Consider the following 24021-nt stretch of genomic DNA (forward strand, 5'->3'; position numbering starts at 1 on the left):
AGCGGCAGGAGTGGGGAGGAGATCCGATGCCTCAACTCGAACGATTCCAGTCCGGCAAAGACATAGCTCGTATGGACCGACCACTTGCCGAAGCGGTCGTCCGCATGAACGTCCCGACTCTTCGTCGACTCGCGTTTTGGGTCGCTGTGCAGGCGTATGAGTATGCGGGATTGGCCGACAGGGACTGGGTTCGCCCGGCCCTCAACGCTATGCATGTGGGACAACAACTTCCGGAACCCTTCGGAAATCGCACAACGGCATTCGAACACCTACACGAGGAGGAATTCGGCGCGAGGACCGACAACGTGCAGTTGGAAGTCAAGGTCGAGATAGTGGACCGTTCGCCGCAACCGGAGTCCAATCCGTTCGATCACGGGAATATTCATGTCCCGTCCTACGCTCTCAATGCGATTTTCGACGCGCTCGAATCGGACCCGTTGACCGCAGCGGTCAATGCATTGGGAACGGCAGCAGTCACGTTCGGGAAGGACATCCGCATGTTGTTCGCGAGAGCGCGAGTTGAATTCGACCTCGAAGACTGAACCCCAAGTTATTCAAGGGAACTTCGTAGGGTGGTGAGAGGATCCGAGGCGTCACGACGCCCACGCGGACCAGGCCCTTCTGGGTTGACGAAGCGGCCCTCGTCCGAGCGAGTCCACTCTCGTACGGCCCATCGCTCCTTGATCGCCCAGCGACCGTTGCGACGCTCCATGTGGTCGATGAATCGCGCACCGCTGGTGAAGTTGATCATCCCGATGCCTTCGGGCCCACCCCAGTGTGTGGACATCGAATACGCCTCGCTGATCGCGTGGTCGCCGTGCAGTTCGACCAGGTGGTTGCCGATGTGATGCATCGTGCCGCCGATCGCCGAGAGTTTTGGTGTCACCCAGGCGATGTACTCGTCGATGTTGCCGTCGAATCCGGTGTGATGGTCGATCGCATCCGGGTGGTAGGCGCTGCGGACGAGATCGAAGTCGAGGCGGTCGATGCCACGGCAGTACGTCAGAACCACCTCACGGATTGCCTGCTTGTCGATGAGATCTTGCAGTGCCCGGTCCATGTCACGCCTCCTTGATGCTGGTCATCCAGTCGAGTAGTTCTGGTAGTTCTTCGGCAGCGCAATCGAATACGGCGGGTCGGAGAACGACGACGGACGCGCCGCGGGCGAACCAGTCCCGGGCCTTGTCTGCGGTTGCCGAGAGGTCGACGGCCCCGTTGTCGCGTCGAACCGGCGCCGCAGACACTTGCACGCGCGCCGACTCCGGGTCACGTTGGTGGGCTTCGAACGTGTTGCGCAACAGTGCAACACTGTCGGTGAACGTTCCCAGATCGGTCGGGTTCACGGTCCAGCCGTCGGCGACGCGTGCGATGCGGTCGAAGTTCCGCCGGCTTGGTCCGAAACCGAAGAGCACCGGTATTCGGGGTTGGATCGGCAGCGGGAGGCTGTGGTAGTTCTCGAAAGCGAAGTCGCGTCCCTGGAAGGTGGCCGGTGCATTGGTCCACAGTTCGCGGCAGGCTGCGACGGTCTCTTCCATGCGCCCGAATCGCGCGTCGAAAGGCATGTTGGTGGCGGTGTATTCAGCTTCTTGCCATCCAACGCCGAAACCCATGACAGTTCGACCTTCGGACAATGAGTCGAGAGTGGCAACCTGCTTTGCAAGCAGGGCCGCCGGGCGAACCGTGGCGATCAGAACCGATACTCCGAGGCGAGCTCGTTCCGTCACCGCGGCGATCGAAGACAGAAATGAAATCGGTTCGTACCAAGGGTGATCCAACGGGAACAGGAAGTTGTGTTCGACTACCCGCTGGGCGTGAGCGTCGGCATTGAACCCGAGGTGGTCGCCGGTGCAGATCAGATCGATCCCGGCTCTGTCAGCACCCGCGGCGAAGTCCAGGACCGGGCGGACCTTGCCGTCGAACAGGGCCTCGAGACCCAAAACGTTGACACCGATTTCCACAGTCGTTCCTCTACAGTGCCCGCTTGGCATGAGCGGACATGTCGCCCATGTTGTCCAAACAGAAGAGCCTCGAGCTGAACTGCCAGGACCCGTCGATGCACGAGAAGCGATCGAAGTAGCATCCCGACAAAATAGGTTGCAGGGCAAGATCTTCGGTACCTTGTATGACCGTGACGTACGAGAGTGCCGTCGCTGATTCACCGTCGACCGAGATTCGCGTGTTGGTCAGCAGATGTTTGGTGCGTGGAACCGGCGGATCTCCGTACATCCGAATGAAGCCGCTGCAGGCTGCGAACACTGCGTCGGCGTCGGACGAAATGAGTGTGGTGGCAACCCCGTCCGGTCCGCACTGCCCGTAGTCGGACTGGGCGAACAATGCAGCGACTTCACGCAATCTGCCCTGATCGATCAGATGCGTGTACTCACAGAGCAGGTCACGGATCGCAGACTCGGCGACGATCCGTGACAGCTCTGCGGTCATACGGTGATCTCGCGCCGAATCATCTTGCCGGTTGCGTTGCGAGGCAACAGATCACTGGTGATGCGCCACTTCGACGGCACCTTGAAGTAGGAAAGTCGCTCGGCGGCATAGTCGCGCAGCTCCGCCTCCGTGGTGGCAGCCCCGGGACGCAGTACAACCACGGCGGACACTTCCTGGCCGAGGTCGGGGTGCGGCATGCCGATGACCGCGCACTCGATCACGTCGGGGTGTTCGTCGAGCGTCTGCTCGATCTCGGTGGGGTAGACGTTCTCGCCACCACGCAGGATCAGGTCGGAACGACGACCGGTGAGACGGAGACGTCCGTTCTCGATGACGCCGAAATCGCCGGTGCGGAGCCAGCGTCCAGGTGCAATTGCAGACTCGGTCGCCTCGTCGTTCTCCCAGTATCCGAGCATGACGAACGGGCTGCGCACGCACACTTCACCTTCGATGCCGTCCGGCAGCCACTCGCCGAAGGGATCGCGAATCTCCATCGAGACGGTGATGATCGGACGTCCGAGAGTGCCTGGGAACTCTTCGAGTTCGGCGCCGACGGCGACCGCAATGGCGGTGCTGCATTCGGTGAGGCCGTAGCTGTCGACCAGAGCATTGCGTGCGAACGGCACCTGCTCCTTGAGGCGTTCCTTGAACGCGGGCGACGACGGCGCGGATGCCAGCGAGAATGCAGTCAACGAAGAGACGTCGTACTTGGCGATGTTGCCGTGTTCGAGTAGCCGCGATGCCATCGTGGGGACAGCACCCCAGTTGGTGACGCGCTCGCGTTCGACCAACCCGAGCACCTTGTCGACGTCGAAGCCGCCCTCGGTCAGGATGACGGCGCTGCCTGTCGCGAGACGGGGGACCACCAGATTGTGCAGGCTGGCGATGTGGAAGAGCGGGGAGGTGAGTAGATAACGCAGTGGGCTCGGCTTGGAAGCGTCGTACTCACGGCCGGTGAATGCAGCGCCGATCGCGTCGCTGTATTTGTGGTAGTCGACGACGGCCATCACGTTGCGGTGCGAGTGGAGTGCGCCCTTGGGGCGGCCGCTGGTACCGCTGGTGAACAGGATGACGGCGGGGTCGTCCTCGTCGATGTCGGTGCTCGGCACGTCGGAGCCTGCATATTCCGCGATGAGTGCGGGCAGATCCTCTTCCATAGTGAGGACCGTGATGTCTGCCGGCAGTTCGGGGAGGGCGGCGCCGCGCTTGGCGTCCACGACCAGAACCTTCGGACGTGAGAGCTCGATCCCGTGGGTGACCTCGCGCGGAACCCACCAACCGTTGAGACCGACAGCGATCGCGCCGAGCGCCTGCGTCGCGAAGAACGTCATGACCCATTCGGGAGTGTTGGCAGCGAGGATGCCCACACGGTCGCCCTTGCGGACTCCGTACTTGTCCCGCAGAGCAGTTGCCAGCGCGGCGACGGAATCAGCGTGCTCGGTGAACGAGATTCGACGATCGCTGGTGACGAGATAGTCGCCGTCGCCCCAGGCGCGAGATGCCGAGATGAGTTCACCGATGGCGTGACCACGGTTCTTCATCACGGGCATTATGGTGCCGAGAACCTCTTCTTCGACGATCTCGAATGGCCCACCTGGACCGGTGAGGCGTGAGACCGCCTGGTCCAGAAGCAACTGCGGATCTGCGGGGGCAGTCATGGAATGGCCTTTCGTATTGTGGCGCTTTTCACGTCACAAAATCTCACGAGAAAATCATATCTGTGGCGGTGGTTACCACTGAGCGAGACTGGGACGGTTCCGGCATTGAGGCGTCGATACGTTCGAGTCGTATCGCAGTTGGAGTAATCGACATTCCGATATCGACTAGGACACAGGACACGATGACGAACACCGCCACCGAAGCATCTTCGAATGCAGCTCTTGCAGCTCCTCAGCGCGAGGACGTCGCGCAGATGTTGATCGACCGTCTCGGTGATCAGCACCTGGGTCTGCGGACGCGGACGCAGGACTGGAGCTGGGACGAGGTGGTGCGCGAGAGCGCGGCGCGCGGCTCGCTTGCGAAGTCGCTTCGCGCGCCTGGACCGTTTCACGTCGGAGTACTTCTGGAGAACGATCCCGAGTTCCTGTTCTGGCTCGGCGGCGCGGCCCTGACCGGGGCCACGATCGTCGGCATCAATCCGACCAGGCGTGGAGCTGAACTCGAGGCTGAGGTTCGGTACGTCGACTGCCAGCTGATCGTCACCGACAAAGCGGGCTACGAGAAGTTGTCCGGCCTTGACCTCGGACTGACCGAAGATCGTTTTGTTCTGGTCGACGACGCGTCATACCCGGACAAGATTTCCGCTCACCAGGTCGAGTCGCCTCAGATCGACCTCGGCGTCGACGCGTCGACGCTGTTCTTGCTTCTCTTCACCTCGGGCACCACCGGAATGTCCAAGGCGGTGCGGTGCAGCCAGGGGCGTCTGACGCGGTTGGCCTACGCGAACTGCGCCAAGTACGACATCGACCGCGACGACGTCTGCTACTGCTGCATGCCGCTCTTCCACGGCAACGCGTTGATGGCTCTGTGGGCGCCGGCCCTTTCGCAGGGAGCTACGGTCTGCCTCGTTCGTAAGTTCACCGCCTCGGGATTCATGCCGGACGTTCGGTTCTACGGCGCAACATATTTCACCTACGTCGGTAAGGCCTTGGGGTATCTCATGGCGACGCCGGAACTGCCCGACGACATCGAGAACACCCTCACGCACGGCTTCGGGACCGAGGCGTCGCCGGGGGACAAGGCAGAGTTCATCCGACGTTTCGGTGCACAGCTTTTCGAGGGATACGGTTCGAGTGAAGGTGCCGGTTCGGTCGTGCTCGATCCGAACCAACCTGCCGGCGCGCTTGGCCGTCCCGCGAGCGAGAACATCGTCATCGTCGATCCCGATACCCGCGAAGAGCGACCCCGCGCAATTCTCGACGAGCACGGTCACGTGCTGAACCCCGACGAATCCATCGGCGAGATGGTCGACAAGGCCGGATCGAAGAAATTCGAGGGGTACTACAAGAACGAAGACGCAATTGCCGAGAAGATTCGCCACGGTTGGTACTGGACAGGCGATCTCGGCTACGTCGACGAGGCCGGGTTCATCTACTTCGCCGGACGTAAGGGTGACTGGATCCGCGTCGACGGTGAGAACACCTCGGCTTTGATGATCGAGCACATCCTGCGTCGGCACCCCAAAGTGATTGCCACGGGTGTCTTCGCGGTACCGGATCCGCGTTCGGGCGATCAGGTGATGGCAGCTGTCGAGGTCGCCGACTTTGCCGATTTCGATCCGGCCGAGTTCGCCGCCTACCTTGCCGCGCAGGCGGATTTGGGTACCAAGGCAGCGCCGCGATTTGTTCGTGTTTCGACTGATCTGCCCGTCACGGGCTCCAACAAGGTACTCAAACGTGAACTTCAAGCCGACCGCTGGCGGACCGACGAACCAGTGTTCCACTGGGTGGGCCGCGATACTCCCGAATACACGTTGATGACCGAAGCTGACGTGGTGGACCTGGAGAAGGAGTTCGAGACGCACGGCCGCACGCGGTTCCTATGACACGGCCGCACGCGGTTCCTATGAGTGGTGTTGCGCTGGTTACCGGCGCTTCCCGGGGGATCGGCCGTGAGTGCGCGCTGGCATTCGCGCGCGCCGGATTCGATGTTGCGATCACAGCCCGCACTGTTCGTGAAGGCGAAGGGCGGGCGGCCCCGCGAACGAGGCAGGGGGAGCAGGTCATTCCGGTACCCGGCAGCCTGGAGACGACGGTTGCCGAGATCGAGTCCTTCGGTGTGCGCGCCTTGGCCGTTCCGATGAATCTGCTCGATCTGGCCTCCGTCCGCGGCGCCGGTGAACGGGTGCTGGCGGAGTGGGGACATGTCGACGTGTTGGTGAACAACGCCTACGCCCAGACGGTCGGAAACATGGACCGGGTGCTCGACATCGAGATCGACGACGCCCAGGCGATGGCGATCGGCAACTATCTGCACCAGCTTGCGTTGATTCAGGTGATTCTGCCGTCGATGATCAAGAGCGGCAACGGGGTGGTCGTCAACCTCGCATCTGGTTCGGCGACCCTGGATCCGCCTGCGCCTCCCGGCGAGGGTGGTTGGGGTTTGTCGTACGCCGCGTCGAAGGCGTCGTTCGGACGTATCGCCGGAGCGATCAACTCGGAGTATCGAGGCGCCGGAATCAAAGCGTTCAACCTGAGTCCGGGATTTGTCATCACGGAATCAGGGAAAGCCCGTGGTGGCGCGGACGCGATAGTGGAAGCCGGATTTGCGGCCACACCGGCATCCGTGCCCGCCGCTGCTGCGGTGTGGCTTGCAACAGATCCGGATGCGGCCCGGTTCCTCGGTCGCGTCGTGGACGGTCCGAAATTGATGGCGACACTGGAGGAAACGGTATGAAGCTCGGCGTAGTTGTTCCGGTCGAATTGGGTCGAAGTGGAGATCCCGCCTGGATTCTGCAATTCGCCCGTGCTGCCGAATCGTTGGGTTTCGACGAGATCTCGGCCGTGGAGCACTCGGTTGTCATCGCGGATACGGCGAGCGAATACCCGTACTCTCCGACCGGAAAATCTCACCTACCCGATGACTGTGACATCCCGGACCCACTGGAACTACTGTCATTTGTTGCCGGCGCCACAACGACTTTGGGTCTGGCCACCGGAGTTCTGGTGCTTCCCAACCACAATCCGGTAGTGCTTGCCAAGCGCTTGGCGACGCTGGATCGACTTTCGGGTGGGCGATTGCGCATCTGTCTCGGTCTGGGCTGGATGAAAGAAGAGATCGAAGCGTGCGGCGGTGACTTCGAGCGCCGCGGCAAGGTAGCCGATGAGGCCATCGCGGTGATGCGTTCACTCTGGGAGGGCAAGGAAGCAGTCGATTTCGACGGCGATTACTTCTCGTTCAAGGGTGCGTACAGCTGGCCGAAGCCGCACCGCGAATCCGGAGTTCCGCTCTACATCGGTGGACACAGTCTCGCTGCTGCTCGGCGAGCAGGCCGGTTGGGTGATGGTTTCCAGCCGCTGGGACTGGCCGGTGAAGATCTCGACAAGGCTGTAGCGGCGATGAAAGCGGCTGCGGTGAAGGCAGATCGAGATCCTGCCGACGTATCGCTGGTACTCGGTGCGACACTGCCCAGGCTCGACGAAGCGAAACTCGACTGGGCACGCGGGTTGGGAGCCGATCGAATCGTGTTGTCCGCGAGCCGTCGTGGCACGTCGTTGGAATTGATCATCGACGAAATGGCTGAATGCTCGAAGCGGCTGGGGCTCGGAGCGTAGTCCTTCGTCTGATCAGGGATGGGCCAGCCCGTTCAGGACCATCGCGCCCACGAAGCGCGAGCGATCGGGTGCGTCGATCCGGGAAGTCAGTCGAGGGCGGTGGCGTCGGTTGTCGGCGTCTTGGTGCCGGGAGTCGCTTCGATGTCGAGAACGACCTGGCTGTCGGTGGCTTCTTCGGGGAAGACGTACCGACGCATGGCCCACCAGCGGAAGGCCGTCGCCAGCAGGGTCCCGATGATCGATCCGCTGATGAAGTCCGCGAAGTTCTCCATCAACACCGACACCTCGGGTTGACGCAGGTGGAACACGTACCTGGAGGTCCAGAGAGGTACCTGGTTGATGGCCAAACCGATACCCGCGACGATGAAGAACAGAGCGGCCTCGTGATGGCGCTGTCGACCACCGCGCTGAGCAAACGACCATTCGCGGTTGAGGACGTAAGACAGAACCGTCGCGATCAGGACCGCAAGGATGTTGGCCGTCACCGGGTGCTGAGGCAGAACCGTCCACTTGATGCCGAAGAACAGCACCGTGGTGACGATGAAGGCGATGCCGCCGACCACCAGGAACTTGAGCATTTCTGCGTGCGGCAGGACGCGCACGAGAACCCGCTCAGGAAGCCTATTGACCATCTTTTCGACAAACGCCATTGTTCGAGGCTAACCCTGAATACGACCGACGGCACAAATCGTCGATGCCTGTGTCGGCAAGATCATCAGAATCCGTACCCGAGAATTGCGGGCTTCTCTGCGTTGAAGGCGAAGTCGAAATTCCGGATTTCCCGCGGATCGGACGCGTGGAGTCGGTGCGCCGCCGCGAAGGTCTTGGCCTGGTGCTCGCCCAGGTACAAGCTGCTCAGGACATCAGAGGGCATCGTGATCGCGGGCTCCGCGTCAGTGGCCGTACAGGTGGCCTTGCCACCCTTGACCTGAAGTGCAAAAGTTCCGCCGGCCTTCAGGAACGGATCTTCGACCTTGATGACGGTGTCCAGGTCAGCAGCATATTCACGAGCCTCGAGAGCCGCGGGCACGTCCGTGATGCGCAGCCACAGTCGATCGGAGCGCGTCGTCGTTCGGGCAAGGCGGTAGTCCGTCAGCATCAGCCGGAGTGGATCGGCAGGATGTTGGCGTGTCTCGATCCGGGTGACGAGGTCGAGGCCGCAGATCGTGCGCCACAGCGCCGCGTGCGCGTCTTCGGTGATCGTCACGAACTCGTCGATCCGGGCGATGCTGTCGCGGCCCTCGCTCGTGTGCCGGTAAGCGATGTATCCGTCCGCGTGTGTCAGAAAGAACAGTCCGGAGGCGCCGTCACGATCCTCGGACGGGTCGGCGAACATGTGGTCCCAGAGCGGTTGCGGACGCAATTGAGCGCCGGGTGTCAGCAGTCGCCAGCGATCGTAGATCTCGGGTAGAAGCGTCGAGGCAGCTTTGACGTCGACGATCGACACGCCACCGTTGTCGGGCACCTCGGGGCGGAACCGCGCGAAGCGGCGATCGAGGGTGATGCCCTCGCTGAAGGTGGCCGGGCCGTATCCGAAGCGGTTGTAGATGCCGGCCTCGCTGGCCGTCAGGGCGGCAAGTGGTGCTCCGGTCGACTCGATGTGGGCGTGAAGTGCAGTGAACATCGAGCGTAGGACGCCACGGCGACGGTGAGTCGGTGCGACGGATACCCAGGTGATCCCGCGCGTGGGTAGCTGGCGTCCGCCGGGCACGGTGAATTCCATGTCGATTTCGATGGCCACGCCGACGGGTAGGTCACCGTCGACGGCGAGGATGATGTCCTCGGGCTTGTAGAGAGCCTTCGTCAGTTCGCTGACCGCGGGAGACGGGTGAAAACCGAACCCCACCGAGTCGAGTAGTTGGAGAGCCGGCCAGTCGCTCTCGGTAGCGGTGCGGATGGTGATCTTGTTTTCGGGGCTCACGTATATCGACTTTGGCATAGATTGCGTGAAGACGCACATGAATATCGGGGCTGACGTTTCCGCACCGGCTCCCAGGGGTACCGCCCGACGGACCAGTCCTGCGGCACGGAGAAAACCGATACGGAGAAACACTGTGGCGATCACCGACATCAAGGAATATGCCCATCTCACCGAGGAAGACGTCGAAGCGCTCGGGCGCGAGTTGGACGCCATTCGGCTCGACATCGAGGAGAAGCGCGGCGCGCACGATGCTCGATACATCCAGCGGACGATCGCGTTTCAACGCTCTCTGATGGTGGCCGGCCGCATCGTCTTGTTCGCCAGCAAGAAGAAGCCTGCCTGGATTCTGGGGACTGCGCTGCTTGGGGTCGGCAAGATCATCGAGAACATGGAACTCGGCCACAACATCATCCACGGTCAGTGGGACTGGATGAACGATCCCGAGATTCACTCGAGCAACTGGGAGTGGGACAACACCTGCCCGTCCTCGGGATGGAAGCACTCGCACAACTTCACTCATCACAAGTTCACCAACATCGTCGGCCTCGACAACGATGTCGGCTACGGCATCATGCGCGTCACGCGCGATCAGAAGTGGCACGCCGACTATCTCTTCCAACCGATCACGAATTTCGTGCTGGCGACCCTCTTCGAGTGGGGCGTCGCACTGCATCACCTCGAGACCGACAAGCTTCGCAAGGGCGAGGTGAAGTGGTCCGAGAAATCGGAGATGGCCAAGGACGTCGGAAAGAAGATCGCGCGTCAGGTGGCGAAGGATTACATCCTGTTCCCCGCCCTGACCGGCCCGGCGTGGAAGACCACGTTGACGGCCAACGCCGTTGCAAATCTCATCCGCAACTATTGGAGTTACGCCGTCATCTTCTGCGGGCACTTCCCCGACGGTGCCGAGAAGTTCACGCTCGAGGAATTCGAGAACGAATCCCGCGCTCAGTGGTACTTACGACAGATGCTGGGGTCCGCCAACTTTCATGCCGGTCCCGTCATGGCCTTTATGAGCGGCAACCTCTGCTACCAGATCGAGCATCACTGCTTCCCTGACCTGCCGAGCAATCGGTACTCGGAAATCGCGGTGCCGCTGCGGGACTTGTGTGACAAGTACGACCTCCCGTACACCACCGGGCCGCTGTGGAAGCAGTACGGATTGACGTTGCGGACCATCTGGAAGTTGTCGCTGCCCAACAGGTTTCTCTCCGCGTCCCAGGACGATGCTCCGGAGACGCACTCGGAGTTGAAGTTCCGCATCCGCGGCGGAATCAAGGAAGTCTTCGGCGTCGATCCGCAGACCGGTAAGCGGCGCGGCCTGCGAACAGCGATCGCGATGGTGTCGAGCTGAGCGGTTACCGCTTGTGGGCCATCGAACGAACTACGAGATCGCCGGTCGACTGGATCGCCTGAACCAACACGATCAAGATCACGACAGCGACGAACAACACCGGGGTGTTGAATCGTTGGTAGCCGTACTTGATCGCGAAGTCGCCGAGACCGCCGGCGCCGATGGCGCCTGCCATGGCTGAGAAACCGATCAGCATCACCGCCGTCAGAGTCGCTCCGGCTACCAATCCCGGAACTGATTCGGGCAGTAGGACCTTGGTGATGATGTCCTTGTCGGTGGCGCCCATGGATCGTGCTGCTTCGACGCGTCCGGAATCGACCTCACGCAGTGCGTTCTCGACGACGCGAGCGAAGAAGGGCACCGAGCCGATGGTCAGCGGGACGATCGCTGCCGTCGCCCCGAGCGCTGTTCCGACGATCGCCCGCGTCGCCGGGATGAGGAGGACCAACAGAATGACGAACGGCAGCGAACGGCCGATGTTCACCACGGTGCCCAGTACCGAATTGAGAACGCGGTTCGGACGGATTCCGTGGGGCGCGCTCGCGTGCAACAGAACGCCGAGGGCGATACCGATGATCACGGTGAGCACGAACGAGACGCCGACCATGTAGAGCGTGTCGAGTAGGGCTTCCCATGCTTCGCCCAGGGAATCCTGCCAGGACGTCTTGTTCATGAGAACGTCACCTTCACTCCGCGCTGCGAAAGATGTTCTTCGACAGACTTTCTTGTCTCTTCGTCGTTGGCGAGTCCGGTGTGCGAGGCGAACTCCACGCGAAGGCGGCCGACCTGATGGGCTCCGATGTCCTCGATACCGCCGGAGATCACGGTGACGTCGACATCGAGATCACGCGAGAGTTGGGAAATCACGGGCGAGGTCGACAGCGAATCGACAAAGGTGAGGAGTGCCGGAATTCCGGTCGGGGACGTTCGCACCGTTCCGGTCGGCAGTAGCGCCTCGCCGAGGGGTGAGTCCGGGTCCGCAACCAGTTCGGTGAGCGTTCCCTCGTCGACGATGCGTCCCTGGTCGATCAGGGCGGCGCGGTGACAGATCCGTCGAACCACGTTGAGCTCGTGGGTGATCAGAACGATGGTCACACCCAGACGTCGATTGAGGTCGGCGAGCAGGTCGAGGATCGAATCGGTCGTATCCGAGTCGAGGGCGCTCGTGGCTTCGTCGCACAGGAGGACATCGGGAGAAGCCGCCAAGGCCCTCGCGATCCCGACCCGTTGTTTCTGTCCGCCGGACAGTTGCGAAGGGAAGGCGTCACGTCGGTCTTCCAGGCCGACCAACTCGATCAGCTCGTCGACGCGGGCACGGCGATCTGCCCGCGAGTACCCCGCCACTTCGAGAGGAAAGGCGATGTTGGCGGCGACCGAGCGGGAGTGCAGCAGGTTGAAATGCTGGAACACGACACCGATCCGCTTGCGTGCATCGCGCAACTGCGCCGGGCTCAACGCGGTCAGATCGGTGTCGCCCAACAGAATCCGGCCACTGGTCGGGCGTTCGAGCAGGTTGAGGCAGCGCAGCAGAGTCGATTTACCGGCGCCGCTCTTGCCGATGATGCCGAAGATTTCGCCGTCTTCGATTTTCAGGGACACGGAATCGAGTGCATGCAGAACCTTTGTGCCGCTGCGGTATTCCTTGGAGACCGATTCGATCGAGAAGACCATGACGGGTCTCGATCAGGTAGCGCTGGCCGGAATGACCGAGCCCTGGTAGGTCTGCTCGATGAACGTCGCGACGTCGGTGGACGTCAATGCCTCGGCCAACTTCTGCACTCGCGCATCGTTTTCGAGGGAGGTACGAACCGTCAGGACGTTGGCGTACGGGTTGCCCTCGGCCTTCTCGAGCACCAGTGCGTCCTTGGCGGGATTGAGGCCGCCTTCGATTGCGTAGTTGCCGTTGATGATTGCGAGATCGACATTTCCGTCGTCGAGAGTGCGCGGAAGCTGCGGGGGATCGACCTGGGTGAACGTGAGTCCCTTGGGGTTGTCGATGATGTTCTTCTCGCTGATCTGCGTGATGTCGGTGCCGGGGGCGCCCAACTGCTGATCGAGCTTGATCAAACCGGCCTGCTGCAGCAGGTACAGCCCACGGGCGAAGTTCGTCACGTTGTTGGACAAAGCGACCGTTGCGCCCTGGCGCAGGTCGGCCACGTTGGTGACCTTCTTGGAATATGCACCAAGGGGCTCGACGTGGACCTTCGCCACGGCGACCAGGTCGTCGACACCCTTTTCCTTCGACCACGATTCCTGGTACGGCACGTGCTGGAAGAAGTTGGCGTCGGTGTCGCCCGCTTCGAGCACCTCGTTGGCGTCGAGGTCGCCGGTGATCTCGCTGACCTCGATCTTGGTGTCGCCGAGCAGGCCCTTTTCTTCGACGAACTTCAAGATCTCGGCGTGCGGAACCGAAGAAGCGACGATGCGAAGGGGCGCGTTCTCATCGGAGGAGTTGTCGCTCGAGCACGCTGCGACGGTTCCGACTGCGACGGCGGCCACTGCGAAGGCAGCGAGGAATCTTCTGGTGCGCGAGCGTGACATGTGAATCTCCAAGACATAGCCGAACGTCACGCCGAGATGGCGTGACAGTTGCTGAACGCTAGCCCGGTAAACCTCCCGTGAGGAGATACAGAATCACCGCGATTTTTTCCTGTACCTATTGTCCGAGCAGGATGATCGGAACGTCCTCGGCAAAATCGACTACCAATTCGCGACGCGAGAACAGCCAGGTGCCGTCGACCTTTTCGAAGCTGTCCTGATAACGAATCTCGATCCGGTTGTCCCGGTGGCCCTCGCCCCGCGGATAGATGTGGTGCGCGGAGCAGTAGGCCTCACCGTGCGCGGTGGTGGGGCTGTCGAGGTCGAGGATCTGCTGCTCGACGATGTGCCGGGTCGAGTGCAGATGTGAGACGGCATCGACCACCGAACTGCTGACGACGGTGTTCCCACGTATCTCCGTCGGCGCATCCGTTCCGTTCAATGCCGGCGGCAAGACGAATGCCACGTCGTCAGTGAAGAGAGCCGCAAGCGCGGTGGTGTTTCGGCGGTCGACGGCCTGTGCATACCTGGCGGCCAAGTCGGTGAGAGCGACGCGATCCGAGGAGTCCATGCGCATATCTCACCCTATGTGACGCCGCTCATGTTTCGGCTTCCCGCTCAACGAGACATTCACAGCGCCCACCTGGGCATCTGGTTAGCGTCCAGACCAAGAGTTGCCAGCCATGAATGCCATAGGAGAAACAGCGATGGATCTGAGGGAATCGCCCGAGCAGCAGGAGCTCCGCAAGGAGTTGCGCGCGTACTTCGCGGCGCTGCTACCGGAAGAGAAGCGTCGCGCGGCCGGCGAGCAAGGTGTGGGCGGCGAGTACTTCCGCGAGATCGTGAAGTTGCTGGGTAAGGACGGCTGGCTCGGCATCGGCTGGCCCAAGGAATTCGGTGGCCAGGGACGCTCCATCGAAGAGCAATTCGTGTTCTTCGACGAGGTTCAGCGCGCGGGTCTGCCGTTCCCTTTCGTGACGGTCAATACCGTCGGACCGACGTTGATGAAGTACGGCACCGAAGAGCAGAAGGAACGATTCCTGCCCGGCATTCTTGCCGGCGACATCGTCTTCGCCATCGGCTACACCGAGCCCGAGGCCGGCACCGACCTCGCATCACTCAAGACTCGTGCGGTTCTCGACGGTGACGAGTGGATCGTCGACGGCAACAAGATCTTCACCAGTGGCGCAAACACTGCCGACTACGTGTGGCTGGCCTGCCGCACCGACGCGGACGCCCCCAAGCACAAGGGCATCTCGATCCTGATCGTCCCCACGGAGGACGCAGGCTTCGAGTGGTCACCGATCAACACCGTCGGCGGTTTGATGGTGACGTCGACGTACTACTCCGGCATTCGTGTTCCGTCGAAGGACGTTGTCGGCGAGGTCAACGGCGGCTGGCAGCTCATCACGGCTCAGCTCAATCACGAGCGAATCGGCTTGGCGGCCATCGGTGGTCGCACTTACGGTCTGTGGAACCTGGTTCTGGACTGGGCCAAGGAAAACGGTGCCATCAACATCCCGTGGGTGCAGCAGGACTTCGCTCGTACACACGCCAAGCTCGAGGCCATGCGCCTGCTGAACTGGAAGATGACGGCAGCCGTCGCACAGGACACGCTCTCCGGAGCCGACGCCGGCGCTACCAAGACGTACGGGACCGAGACTCACGTCGACGTCTACCGCACCCTGCTCGGAATTCTCGGCTCCGCCGGACGCATCCGCCCCGAGTCTCCGGGCGCTTTGCTTGCCGGTCAGATCGAGCAGATCTCCCGTCAGGGTGTTGTCAATACCTTCGGCGGCGGCGTCAACGAGGTTCTGCGTGACATGGTCGGCACCATCGGCTTGGGACTCGTTCGCGAAAAGAGGGTCAAGTGAGCGACATTTCGGCGCAACTCGACGCTTTTGTCGGCCAGACGCTTGTTCCCACAACCTGGGGGCCAGACGAGGTCAACATCCCCATGATCCGGCATTGGGCCGAGACCATGGGCGATACCAACCCCGTTTACCTCGATGACGACGCTGCCCGCGCCACCGGCCGTGACGGCGTCGTCGCTCCCGCTCAGATGCTTCAGGTTTGGATCATGCGGACGTTCACCGACAAGATGGCGGGCAACGACCCGTCACAGGTGTGGACCGATCTGATCGCGACCCTCGACGCGGCCGGCTACAGTTCCGTCGTCGCCACCGATTCCGATCAGGAGTTCTTCGCCGAACTGCGCCCAGGCGATCGCGTGAACTACACCGAGGTCATCGAGTCGATTTCGCCGGAGAAGAAGACCGGACTCGGTGTCGGACACTTCGTGACTACGCTCAAGACGTACCGCAACGGCGACGACGAAGTTGTCGGCACCCAACGGTGGCGGACGCTGCGGTTCAAGCCTCAGGAAGCTGCTGCACCGGAGGCACCGCGCGCACTGCGTCCGCGTCCGGCTCTCAACGCGGACAATGCTTTCTGGTTCGAAGCGGCCAAGGAGCACCGTCTGGTGATCCAGCGCTGCACGTCCTGCAAGACGTTGCGTCATCCCACCGGCCCGATGTGCGGCGAGTGCCAGTCACTCGAGTGGGACACGATCGACGCGTCGGGGCGTGGCACGGTGTACAGCTTCGTGGTCAATCATCACCCCAAGATCGACGCGTTCGACTACCCGCTCATCGTTGCGGTAATCGAACTCGAAGAGGGAACCCGATTGATCGCCAACATGGTGGGTATCGCGCCCGAAGATGTCGTGGTCGACATGCCCGTGGAACTTGACTGGATCGACGCCGACCCGGATCTGACGCTTCCCGCGTTCCGGCCGGCCGTACGCGAGGAGCACTGATGGACTTCAATTTCAGCGAAGAGCAGGACGCGATTCGCTCACTGGCCGACGAGGTCTTCACCAGCAAGGCAACGATCGAGCGCACCAAGGAGATCGAACTCTCCGCCGAGCGCGTCGACCGTGAACTGTGGCGAGAACTCGCGAGTACCGGCCTGCTCGGTATCGCACTGCCCGAGGAGTTCGGCGGCGGCGGGCTCGGCTTGTCCGAGCTGTACGCACTGCTGGAGGAGCAGGGCCGTCACGTTGCGGCCGTGCCGATCTGGGAAACGATCCTTGCGGCATTGGCTGTCAATGAATTCGGTTCCGATTCCCTTCGTGCCGAGCTCCTTCCGAGTGTTGCCGACGGCAGTCGATTCCTGACCGTCGGGCTCGAGGAATTCGGGCCGTACACGGGCGGCGACCCGCTGACCACGGCCGAGCAGGACGCCGACGGCAACTGGACCGTGACGGGTGAGAAGGCAGTAGTGCCGATGACTCACGTCGCGAACCTTGCTCTCGTTTCGGCAACCGCTTCCACCGGTACGGCACTGCTGCTTGTGGATCTGAGTGCCGAAGGAGTGACGCTCGAACAGACGCAGTCCACCAACTGGGAGATCTGTGCCAACGTCACCTTTGCCGGTGCCCCCGCGCAGCTGATCGGTGCGGCTGACGGCACCACGGTTCCGTGGCTGATCGACCGAGTTGAGCTGGCATTGGCCGCAATTCAATGGGGTGTCGGCTCGGGTGCAGTCGCGCAGGCTGTCACGTACCTGAACGGCCGCAAGCAGTTCGGCCGTCCGCTGGCGACCTTCCAGGCCGTCAATCATCAACTCGCTGACTGCTACATCGATCTCGAAGCGATGAGGGTGACACTATGGCAGGCCGCCTGGCGTATCTCCGAGGGATTGGATCTCGGCACCTCGGTACTGGTCGCCAAGTGGTGGGCAACCGACGGCGGACAGCGCGTCGTGCATCGCACCACGCATGTCCACGGCGGTATGGGCGTCGACACCGACTACCCGGTTCACCGTCACCTCTTGTGGGGCAAGCAGATTGCTGCCACCCTCGGCGGTTCCAGCTCCGATCTCGCGCGTCTGGGTGCGCAGCTCGCATCCGGTGTGGAGGTGCTCGCATGACCGTTCTTGCCGGTCGCAGTTACGCAGACGTCGTTGTCGGAGAGGCATTGCCCGAGTTGGCGATCCCGTTGACCCGCACGTTGATCGTCGCCACCGCAATCGCCACCCGCGATTTCCAGGACGTGCACCACGATCCGAGCCTGGCCCAGGAGCGCGGCTCCAAGGACGTCTTCATGAACATCCTCACGAGCAACGGTCTTGTCGGTCGATACGTCACGGACTGGGCCGGATCTGCATCGACCCTGCGCCGCATCGCCATTCGTCTCGGGGCGCCCAACTACCCGGGTGACACCATGACGATGACCGGTGAGGTCGTGTCCAAGGAAGACGGAGTGGTCGTGGTCAAGGTGCAGGGTGCAAACAGCCTCGGCAACCATGCATCCGGCACCGTCGCAGTCGCTTTCAAGGAAGAGGAGAGGCTCTGATGGCGATCAGCCCGCTCTCGGGAGCCGCCGCCATCGTCGGCATCGGATCCACCGAGTTCTCCAAGAACTCCGGCCGCACCGAACTGCAGTTGGCGTGTGAGGCCATCGTCGCGGCACTCGCTGACGCCGGTATCGATCCGTCCGAGGTCGACGGTCTGTCCACCTACACGTCGGAGACGAACGGCGAAGCCATTGTGGCTCGCAACTGTGGCCTCGGCGAGCTGAAGTTCTTCTCGCGCATTCACTACGGCGGCGGCGCCGCGTGTGCCACCGTGCAGCAGGCGGCCATGGCAGTTGCGACGGGTGTTGCCGACGTCGTGGTTTGTTACCGCGCCTTCAACGAGCGCTCCGGTGTGCGCTACGGCCTTGGGCAGCACGATCGACCCATGGACAGCACCGCGGATCGCGCGGCATATGCGTGGATGACTCCGCAGGGATTGTCGACTCCCGCTCAGTGGGTCGCCATGTTCGCCCGCCGCTACATGCACCAGTACGGTGCGACGAGTGAGGACTTCGGACGAGTTGCAGTGGTGGCGCGCAAGCATGCCGCCAACAACCCGGCTGCCTGGTTCTACGAGCGTCCGATCACACTCGAGGACCATCAGAACTCGCGCTGGATCGCCGAGCCTCTGCACCTGCTCGACTGCTGCCAGGAAACCGACGGCGGCCAGGCATTGGTCATCGTCTCTGCCGAGCGTGCAAAGGATCTGGCCAACAAGCCCGTCATCATCAAGGGCGCCGCTCAGGGCAGTAGCAGGGATCAGCACATGATGACCAGCTACTACCGTCCTGACATCTCGGGTATCCCGGAGATGGGCCTGGTTGCTCGTCAGTTGTACGGCCAGAGCGGCCTGACCCCTGATGACATCAACGCCGCGATTCTGTACGACCACTTCACCCCGTTGGTGCTTCCGCAGCTCGAAGAACTGGGCTTCTGCAAGCCAGGCGAAGCCAAGGACTTCATTCGCGAAGGCAACCTCGAGATCGGTGGACGCTTGCCGTCCAACACTCACGGTGGTCAGGTCGGCGAGGCATACCTGCACGGCGTCAACGGAATTGCCGAAGGTGTGCGACTGGTCCGAGGAACGTCGACCAATCAGCCCGATGGCGTCGAAAACGTCTTGGTCACAGCCGGAACGGCAGTGCCCACCAGCGGTCTCGTTCTGGGCGCTGTTTAAGAGAGGAAATGACAGTGACAACTTCGGAAGCTGCGAAGACCGCCGGCGATTGGCGCGGAGCCGATCTCGGTACCCGCACCGTGGCGTACACCGAGCGCGACGCGATCTTGTACGCACTCGCCGTGGGCGCCAAGGCAACCGAGCTGGACCTCGTCTTCGAGGATCAGCTTCGGGTACTGCCGACTTTTGCTCTCACACTGGCACAGTGGGCTCCCGACGCTCTGGGTTCGGCGGGCGCCTTCGACACCTCGACGGCACTGCACGGCTCGCAAGAGTTGAAAGTGCTTGCTCCGCTTCCGCGTAGCGGTGAGGTGACGTTGAAGGCTTCGGTCGGCGAGGTGTGGGACAAGGGTGCTGCGGCCGTTTTCGAAGTGAAGGTGGAGTGCGAATACTTCGTCGCGACCTGGTCACTTTTTGCTCCCGGTGCCGGCGGATTCGGCGGAGAACGTGGACCCTCACGTCCGGCGGAGCCGACCGGTGAGCCTTCGTTGACCGGTGTGCTGACCACAGCGGAGAACCAGACGGCGATGTACCGGCTCCTGGGCGACAAACACCACATCCACATCGATCCCGAGGCTGCGGCGCGGATCAACCAGCCGCGTCCGATCATGCACGGGCTGTGCACGTTGGCCGCCAGCACACTCGAGCTTGCTCGGGTCGCCGGAGTGCATCCGGCTGATCTTGTCAGTCTCGAAGGTCGATTCGCTGCGGCGATCCATCCGGGTGAGTCGCCGTCCATCATTGCGTGGGGAACTCCCGACGACTTGGCTTTCCAGGTCACCAAGGGTGATCAGGTAGCGATTTCCGGTGCACGAGTGAGCTTCTCCGCCCACTAGTCCCTCCAGACTCAACTGCGGGGTGCTTGACCCCTTGTCGCGCCCCGCAGTTGTTTGCACGAAGAAGCAGCCCCTGAGCGATTCGCTCAGGGGCTGCTCTGTGCTTGTGTTCAGTCCTGATGGGTCGCCATGTAGCGAGCCGGGTACTCACCGCCGCCGTGAACGGCGATGTCGGCGCCGTTGACGTACGAGGAGAGTGGGCTCGCCAGGAACAGGCAGGAGTTTGCGATATCGGCCGGGACGGCCATGCGCTCCATCGGAATGGTCCTGGTGACCGCCGCGCCGCCGTCGGCGCCGTAGACCTCGGCGGCAGCCTCGGTACGGATCAGGCCGGTGGTGATGTGGTTGATCCGGACCTTCGGCGCCCATTCGAGGGCCAATGCCTTGGTCAGAACGAGGAGGCCGGCCTTGGCTGCGCTGTACGCCGCGGTTCCGGGCTGCGGATCGATTGCCGAGACACTGCCGATGTTGATGATGGCACCGCCGTCGTCCTGAGTCTGCATCACTGCGTTGGCGGCCTGGGCAACGTTGAAGGGTGCCAACAGGTTCAGGGCCACGATCTTCTCGACGAAGCGGGGTGACACCGTCGCAGCATCGGCATCGGGGGAGCCGCCGGCGTTGTTGACCAGGACGTCCAGACGGCCGAAGCGCTCGACGGCATCCTGGACGAGGGCTGCGGCGTCGGCGGGATCGCGGACGTCCGTGGCGCGAAAGGCTGCGCTACGGCCGTCGGCGGTGGGTAGGTTTTCGGGCTCGTTACGGCCACAGACCAGCACGTTCGCACCCGCGGCGAGGAAGGTTTCGGCGATGACGTAGCCGATGCCTTTGGTGCCGCCGGTGACGATCACCGAGCGTCCGCTGAAATCGACGGGGTTGGGCAGTGTCACGGTGGAGCCTTCCTGGTGCGGTGCCGAGCTGAATTGCCGCCCAATGTGATTGACGCGACGTGGTCGCACACCTTAGGGTCAAGCAAGTGCTTGGTTGTTTTGTAGGTCGAGTGTAGACGACAAACGGCGGCAGTCACCAGAATCGACCGGTCCTTCCCGCAAAAGGGACCTCTGCGTCGACAGACATTGGAGTAGTCACATGGGCAAGCTCGAAGGCAAAGTTGCACTCATCACGGGCGCGGGTCAGGGAATCGGGCAGGGGATTGCCCTGGCCTTGGCCAAAGAGGGCGCCGTGATCGCCGTTGCCGGTCGCACCGAATCCAAGTTGCACACCACCTGCGGACTACTCGCTGACATCGGTGCGCGCGGTGAGGCCGTGGTTTGTGACGTCAGTAAGAAGGACGACATCACGGCGGCCGTGGACCGAACCGTCGAACTGTTCGGCGGAATCGACATCCTGGTCAACAACGCCAACGACTGCAAGCCAGGCCCGCTCTTGAGCGTGCTGGACGAAGACTTCGAGCGTTCTTTCGCGACGGGCCCACTCGCCACCCTGCGCATGATGCAGGCGTCGTACCCGCACATGAACAGTCGTGGCGGTGGCGTCATCATCAACATGGTCACCTCGGCAGCCGTGCGCTGGGATGCCAGTAACTACGGCGCTTACGGTTCCATCAAGGAAGGCATGCGCTCGTTGACCCGCGCTGCCGCCTGCGAATGGGGCAAGGACAACATCCGCGTTCTCAACGTCGCCCCGCACGCCAAGACCCCCGCGTTGCAGTGGTGGATGGACAAGAATCCGGAAGAGGCGGCGGCTTTTGTCGCGGGTATCCCGCTGGGACGCGTCGGAGATCCCGAGACCGACATCGGTCGTGCCGTCGTCTTCCTCGTCAGTGAAGACGCCGGTTACCTGACGGGTGCCACGATCCCGCTCGACGGCGGTCAGTCGCGCTGGGGCTGACCGCCATCGACCCGATCAGGTCATCACGGCGCCGCCGTCGACGGCAATCGTCTGCCCGGTGACGTTGCGAGCCTTGTCGCTGAGCAAAAACGCGACCATCTCGGCGATGTCTCCGGGCGTCTGGGCTCGACCCATCGGAACCATTTGGGCAACAAAAGAATCGAAGACATCAGCATCGGAAACGCCCGCTAGTGCAGCATCGCGCCGACGCAGTTCCTTGATGGTTCGCAGCCACATGTCGGTGAGGATCAGCCCGGGCATGACCGTGTTCGAACGGAGCCCTCGAGTCGCGCCGATCCGGGCGACGCTGTGACTCATCTCGATCACGGCGGCCTTCGACGGTCCGTAGTGCGCGAGCATGTCACCGCCCAAGCGGGCACCGATCGACGCCAAGGCTTTCCAGGCGTGCTGCGGTGTCGGCGAGTGCAGCCTCTTCGATGTCGAGTAGAAGCAGGGTGCCGAAGTCCTCGGCAAGCCGCTCGGCAATAGCGGCGCCCAACCCGGCCGCTGCGCCCGTGACAATGGCTACGGGCGCGCTCACGGCAGGTGCGTTTCGAGCAGTGGGGCAAGCAGTTCGGCTGCGCGCGCTGCCGTGATGACCTCGCTCGGATCCACCTTGGTGACGACTTTCGAAGCAGAATCTTCGTAGACGTGCTCACCGATGAGTCGACCCTGCTCGTCGTACGGCCAGACGAATGCCAAGGTCCGACGCACGAGATACCAACCGTCGGAGTCGATGCCCGACGACTGTTCAGGGGCTGCGGACGTGGATCCGCCCGATTCGTGCACCGCGCCGAACACCCCGTCTCCGAGGATCGAACCGGGGACGAACTGACTGAAGAGGGTCTCGCCGGAGAACCCACTGTCGGATACGGCGAAGTCGGACTTCCCGGTCCACATGACAAGGGTGTCCGTCTCGGCGAGTGACTGGTAGAAGTTGGTGACGGCGTCCATGCCGTCGAGGACAATCGACTGACCGTCTTCGAACAACCGGTAGACGGGTTCTTCGACGGTCATGTCCGGCGAGAGGATTTCCTTGTAGCGACCGGAGACCTCGAGCAAGGCGTGGCGTCGGTAGTTACGGAGGATCTTCTGGTGCCGCGGATTGTCGATGGTTTCCAATTGCTTTTCGACGCCATCCATCATGTGGACGAATTCGTGCTCGTACTTGCTCATCACATCTCCTGGTTTCGCAGATTCGGCGGGCTGTCCGGATCTGCGACAACTGTGACCTGGCGAGGCATTCGCTGTACATGTAGATCTTCGTTCGAGAATTGCCAGTTTGCTTAACTCCGCTGTTCAGATACCGTGATGGTCGTCACTTCAAGTCGAGCGGCGGGCCGAAAACAACCGAATGGACGGTAATGAAGAAGGCGAGAAGAGGCGAAGATCTGAATCTGCGTTTGGTGTCCTCGTTGCTCGTCGTCGTGGCGGAAGGGCACTTCGGGCGAGCGGCAGACCGGCTGTTCGTCACCGCGCCCGCCCTCAGTCAGCAGATTCGTCGACTCGAGGAGCAGGTGGGAGTCGAGTTGGTCGATCGCAGTTCGCATCCGGTGGTGCTCACCGCCGCGGGTGAGGTGTTCGTCGCGGATGCGCGGCCCGCTCTCGAGTTTGCCGTTCGCGCGATGAACGGTCTCGACGCACTCGAGCGTCGGCGGGCCAGGCGGTTGCGGATCGGATTCATCAACGGGGCTGCCGGGAGTTTGGGGCGTGCGGTGATCGATTCGTTGCACGCGGAGGTGGAGCTCGTCCAGTTGGATTGGTCCCAACAGGTTTCGGCGGTGGCGAGCGCGACCGTCGACGCGGCATTCGTGCGACCGCCACTGCCGGTGCTCGACGGTGTGGTGCTCGAACGGATAGGCGTCGAACCGCGGGTGGTGGCTCTGCCTCGAGGGCACCAACTGGCGGGTCGCGCGAGCATCGAAATTTCTGAAATAGATGGGATGGTGCAGGTTTCGAGTGACGGCGCACCACCCGAATGGGTGAAATGGTGGTCGGTGGACCCGCGCCCGAGTGGTGTACCCGTCCGGTACGGTCCCTCGGTCCGCACGATGGACGAAGCGCTCGAGGTTGTCGCCAACGGTCGGGCGGTGGTGATAACGGCAGCAACCATTGCCGAGTACTACACCCGCTCGGATATCAGTTTCGTGCGCATTTCCGACATCGAGCAGTGTTCGATCGATCTGTGTACCCGCGAGGGCGACAGCAGTCCGGCAGTGATCGAGCTACGCAAAGCTGTTTCAGCCCTCGGTGCCGCCAGGTGATTGCCGTGTCCT

At 62.3% G+C, this 24021-nt stretch carries 27 protein-coding genes; 13 read left to right on the top strand and 14 right to left on the bottom strand.

Annotated features, from left to right (window positions below):
• The first annotated feature begins 26 nt into the window (after positions 1-26).
• Complete coding sequence (locus AC3WQS_RS01440) at positions 27-542, top strand: hypothetical protein (protein ID WP_492713047.1); 516 nt, start codon at positions 27-29, stop codon at positions 540-542.
• 8 nt (positions 543-550) lie between these two features.
• Here AC3WQS_RS01440 and AC3WQS_RS01445 read toward each other — a convergent pair whose 3' ends face one another.
• The 4 genes from AC3WQS_RS01445 to casG are packed head-to-tail and all read right to left on the bottom strand — an operon-like array spanning position 551 to position 4097.
• Positions 551-1060, bottom strand: a complete 510-nt coding sequence (locus AC3WQS_RS01445) for a nuclear transport factor 2 family protein (protein ID WP_019745312.1) — start codon at positions 1058-1060, stop codon at positions 551-553.
• A 1-nt stretch (position 1061) separates the two neighbouring features.
• Positions 1062-1958 (bottom strand): TIGR03619 family F420-dependent LLM class oxidoreductase, encoded by an 897-nt coding sequence (locus tag AC3WQS_RS01450; RefSeq protein ID WP_492713048.1) that lies wholly within the window; start codon positions 1956-1958, stop codon positions 1062-1064.
• 10 nt (positions 1959-1968) lie between these two features.
• On the bottom strand, positions 1969-2439 hold the full coding sequence (locus AC3WQS_RS01455; RefSeq protein WP_492713049.1) for a nuclear transport factor 2 family protein: 471 nt from the start codon (positions 2437-2439) through the stop codon (positions 1969-1971).
• Positions 2436-4097 (bottom strand): steroid-24-oyl-CoA synthetase, encoded by a 1662-nt coding sequence (gene casG / locus AC3WQS_RS01460; RefSeq protein ID WP_492713050.1) that lies wholly within the window; start codon positions 4095-4097, stop codon positions 2436-2438. Before casG ends, AC3WQS_RS01455 begins: the two co-directional genes overlap by 4 nt.
• A gap of 254 nt (positions 4098-4351) precedes the next feature.
• On the opposite strand from casG, the gene casI reads away from it, so the two are divergent.
• The 3 genes from casI to AC3WQS_RS01475 are packed head-to-tail and all read left to right on the top strand — an operon-like array spanning position 4352 to position 7712.
• Positions 4352-5983, top strand: coding sequence for a steroid-22-oyl-CoA synthetase (gene casI, locus AC3WQS_RS01465; protein ID WP_492713060.1), 1632 nt, complete (start codon positions 4352-4354; stop codon positions 5981-5983).
• A 20-nt stretch (positions 5984-6003) separates the two neighbouring features.
• The gene (locus AC3WQS_RS01470) at positions 6004-6834 is read left to right on the top strand and encodes an SDR family NAD(P)-dependent oxidoreductase (RefSeq protein ID WP_492713051.1); all 831 of its coding nucleotides are present in this window, start codon (positions 6004-6006) and stop codon (positions 6832-6834) included.
• The gene (locus AC3WQS_RS01475) at positions 6831-7712 is read left to right on the top strand and encodes an LLM class F420-dependent oxidoreductase (protein WP_492713052.1); all 882 of its coding nucleotides are present in this window, start codon (positions 6831-6833) and stop codon (positions 7710-7712) included. The genes AC3WQS_RS01470 and AC3WQS_RS01475 overlap by 4 nt, the downstream gene beginning before the upstream one ends.
• Before the next feature lie 86 nt (positions 7713-7798).
• Here the strand turns inward: AC3WQS_RS01475 and AC3WQS_RS01480 are convergent, their stop codons facing one another.
• Positions 7799-8362 (bottom strand): GtrA family protein, encoded by a 564-nt coding sequence (locus AC3WQS_RS01480; protein WP_003939753.1) that lies wholly within the window; start codon positions 8360-8362, stop codon positions 7799-7801.
• Between the two features lie 65 nt (positions 8363-8427).
• Positions 8428-9633: an enhanced intracellular survival protein Eis gene (locus AC3WQS_RS01485; protein WP_492713053.1), complete on the bottom strand. Its 1206-nt coding sequence runs from the start codon at positions 9631-9633 to the stop codon at positions 8428-8430.
• 133 nt (positions 9634-9766) lie between these two features.
• Here AC3WQS_RS01485 and AC3WQS_RS01490 point away from each other — a divergent pair, with 133 nt between their 5' ends.
• Entirely contained in the window at positions 9767-10987 is a 1221-nt protein-coding gene (locus tag AC3WQS_RS01490) for a fatty acid desaturase family protein (RefSeq protein ID WP_003939858.1), read from the top strand.
• Between the two features lie 4 nt (positions 10988-10991).
• Here the strand turns inward: AC3WQS_RS01490 and AC3WQS_RS01495 are convergent, their stop codons facing one another.
• The 4 genes from AC3WQS_RS01495 to AC3WQS_RS01510 all read right to left on the bottom strand — a co-directional run bounded on the left by AC3WQS_RS01495 (position 10992) and on the right by AC3WQS_RS01510 (position 14102).
• Positions 10992-11660, bottom strand: coding sequence for a methionine ABC transporter permease (locus tag AC3WQS_RS01495; protein ID WP_084324948.1), 669 nt, complete (start codon positions 11658-11660; stop codon positions 10992-10994).
• Positions 11657-12658, bottom strand: coding sequence for a methionine ABC transporter ATP-binding protein (locus AC3WQS_RS01500; RefSeq protein WP_060937984.1), 1002 nt, complete (start codon positions 12656-12658; stop codon positions 11657-11659). The genes AC3WQS_RS01495 and AC3WQS_RS01500 overlap by 4 nt, the downstream gene beginning before the upstream one ends.
• A gap of 12 nt (positions 12659-12670) precedes the next feature.
• The gene (locus AC3WQS_RS01505) at positions 12671-13528 is read right to left on the bottom strand and encodes a MetQ/NlpA family ABC transporter substrate-binding protein (protein ID WP_042952942.1); all 858 of its coding nucleotides are present in this window, start codon (positions 13526-13528) and stop codon (positions 12671-12673) included.
• Positions 13529-13643: 115 nt separating this feature from the next.
• Positions 13644-14102: a nuclear transport factor 2 family protein gene (locus AC3WQS_RS01510; protein WP_042952936.1), complete on the bottom strand. Its 459-nt coding sequence runs from the start codon at positions 14100-14102 to the stop codon at positions 13644-13646.
• 130 nt (positions 14103-14232) lie between these two features.
• Here AC3WQS_RS01510 and AC3WQS_RS01515 point away from each other — a divergent pair, with 130 nt between their 5' ends.
• The 6 genes from AC3WQS_RS01515 to AC3WQS_RS01540 are packed head-to-tail and all read left to right on the top strand — an operon-like array spanning position 14233 to position 19897.
• Entirely contained in the window at positions 14233-15399 is a 1167-nt protein-coding gene (locus AC3WQS_RS01515; RefSeq protein ID WP_020970792.1) for an acyl-CoA dehydrogenase family protein, read from the top strand.
• Entirely contained in the window at positions 15396-16343 is a 948-nt protein-coding gene (locus tag AC3WQS_RS01520) for a bifunctional MaoC family dehydratase N-terminal/OB-fold nucleic acid binding domain-containing protein (protein WP_029256254.1), read from the top strand. The genes AC3WQS_RS01515 and AC3WQS_RS01520 overlap by 4 nt, the downstream gene beginning before the upstream one ends.
• The gene (locus AC3WQS_RS01525) at positions 16343-17458 is read left to right on the top strand and encodes an acyl-CoA dehydrogenase family protein (RefSeq protein ID WP_020970790.1); all 1116 of its coding nucleotides are present in this window, start codon (positions 16343-16345) and stop codon (positions 17456-17458) included. Before AC3WQS_RS01520 ends, AC3WQS_RS01525 begins: the two co-directional genes overlap by 1 nt.
• On the top strand, positions 17455-17883 hold the full coding sequence (locus tag AC3WQS_RS01530; protein WP_020909133.1) for a MaoC family dehydratase: 429 nt from the start codon (positions 17455-17457) through the stop codon (positions 17881-17883). The genes AC3WQS_RS01525 and AC3WQS_RS01530 overlap by 4 nt, the downstream gene beginning before the upstream one ends.
• Positions 17883-19061 carry a lipid-transfer protein gene (locus AC3WQS_RS01535; protein WP_046379286.1) on the top strand — a complete coding sequence of 393 codons (1179 nt, stop codon included), beginning with the start codon at positions 17883-17885 and terminating at the stop codon, positions 19059-19061. Before AC3WQS_RS01530 ends, AC3WQS_RS01535 begins: the two co-directional genes overlap by 1 nt.
• Positions 19062-19075: 14 nt before the next feature.
• The gene (locus AC3WQS_RS01540) at positions 19076-19897 is read left to right on the top strand and encodes a MaoC/PaaZ C-terminal domain-containing protein (RefSeq protein WP_069145788.1); all 822 of its coding nucleotides are present in this window, start codon (positions 19076-19078) and stop codon (positions 19895-19897) included.
• Between the two features lie 110 nt (positions 19898-20007).
• Here the strand turns inward: AC3WQS_RS01540 and AC3WQS_RS01545 are convergent, their stop codons facing one another.
• Complete coding sequence (locus tag AC3WQS_RS01545; protein WP_003940546.1) at positions 20008-20784, bottom strand: SDR family oxidoreductase; 777 nt, start codon at positions 20782-20784, stop codon at positions 20008-20010.
• Between the two features lie 199 nt (positions 20785-20983).
• Between AC3WQS_RS01545 and AC3WQS_RS01550 the strand changes: the two genes are divergently transcribed.
• Positions 20984-21745 carry an SDR family NAD(P)-dependent oxidoreductase gene (locus AC3WQS_RS01550; protein WP_020909130.1) on the top strand — a complete coding sequence of 254 codons (762 nt, stop codon included), beginning with the start codon at positions 20984-20986 and terminating at the stop codon, positions 21743-21745.
• A 15-nt stretch (positions 21746-21760) separates the two neighbouring features.
• Here AC3WQS_RS01550 and AC3WQS_RS01555 read toward each other — a convergent pair whose 3' ends face one another.
• From AC3WQS_RS01555 to AC3WQS_RS01565, 3 genes are read right to left on the bottom strand one after another with little or no spacing between them, the layout of a single operon-like run.
• A complete protein-coding gene (locus tag AC3WQS_RS01555; protein ID WP_019745294.1) occupies positions 21761-22105 on the bottom strand; it encodes an SDR family NAD(P)-dependent oxidoreductase in 345 nt (114 codons plus the stop codon).
• A gap of 1 nt (position 22106) precedes the next feature.
• Positions 22107-22286 (bottom strand): SDR family NAD(P)-dependent oxidoreductase, encoded by a 180-nt coding sequence (locus AC3WQS_RS01560; protein WP_020909129.1) that lies wholly within the window; start codon positions 22284-22286, stop codon positions 22107-22109.
• A complete protein-coding gene (locus AC3WQS_RS01565) occupies positions 22283-22921 on the bottom strand; it encodes a hypothetical protein (protein ID WP_021345538.1) in 639 nt (212 codons plus the stop codon). The genes AC3WQS_RS01560 and AC3WQS_RS01565 overlap by 4 nt, the downstream gene beginning before the upstream one ends.
• A 188-nt stretch (positions 22922-23109) precedes the next feature.
• Here AC3WQS_RS01565 and AC3WQS_RS01570 point away from each other — a divergent pair, with 188 nt between their 5' ends.
• Positions 23110-24009, top strand: a complete 900-nt coding sequence (locus AC3WQS_RS01570) for a LysR family transcriptional regulator (RefSeq protein ID WP_492713054.1) — start codon at positions 23110-23112, stop codon at positions 24007-24009.
• The last annotated feature ends 12 nt before the right edge of the window (positions 24010-24021 follow it).

The sequence above is a fragment of the Rhodococcus sp. FW305-130 genome (genome assembly GCF_058788335.1).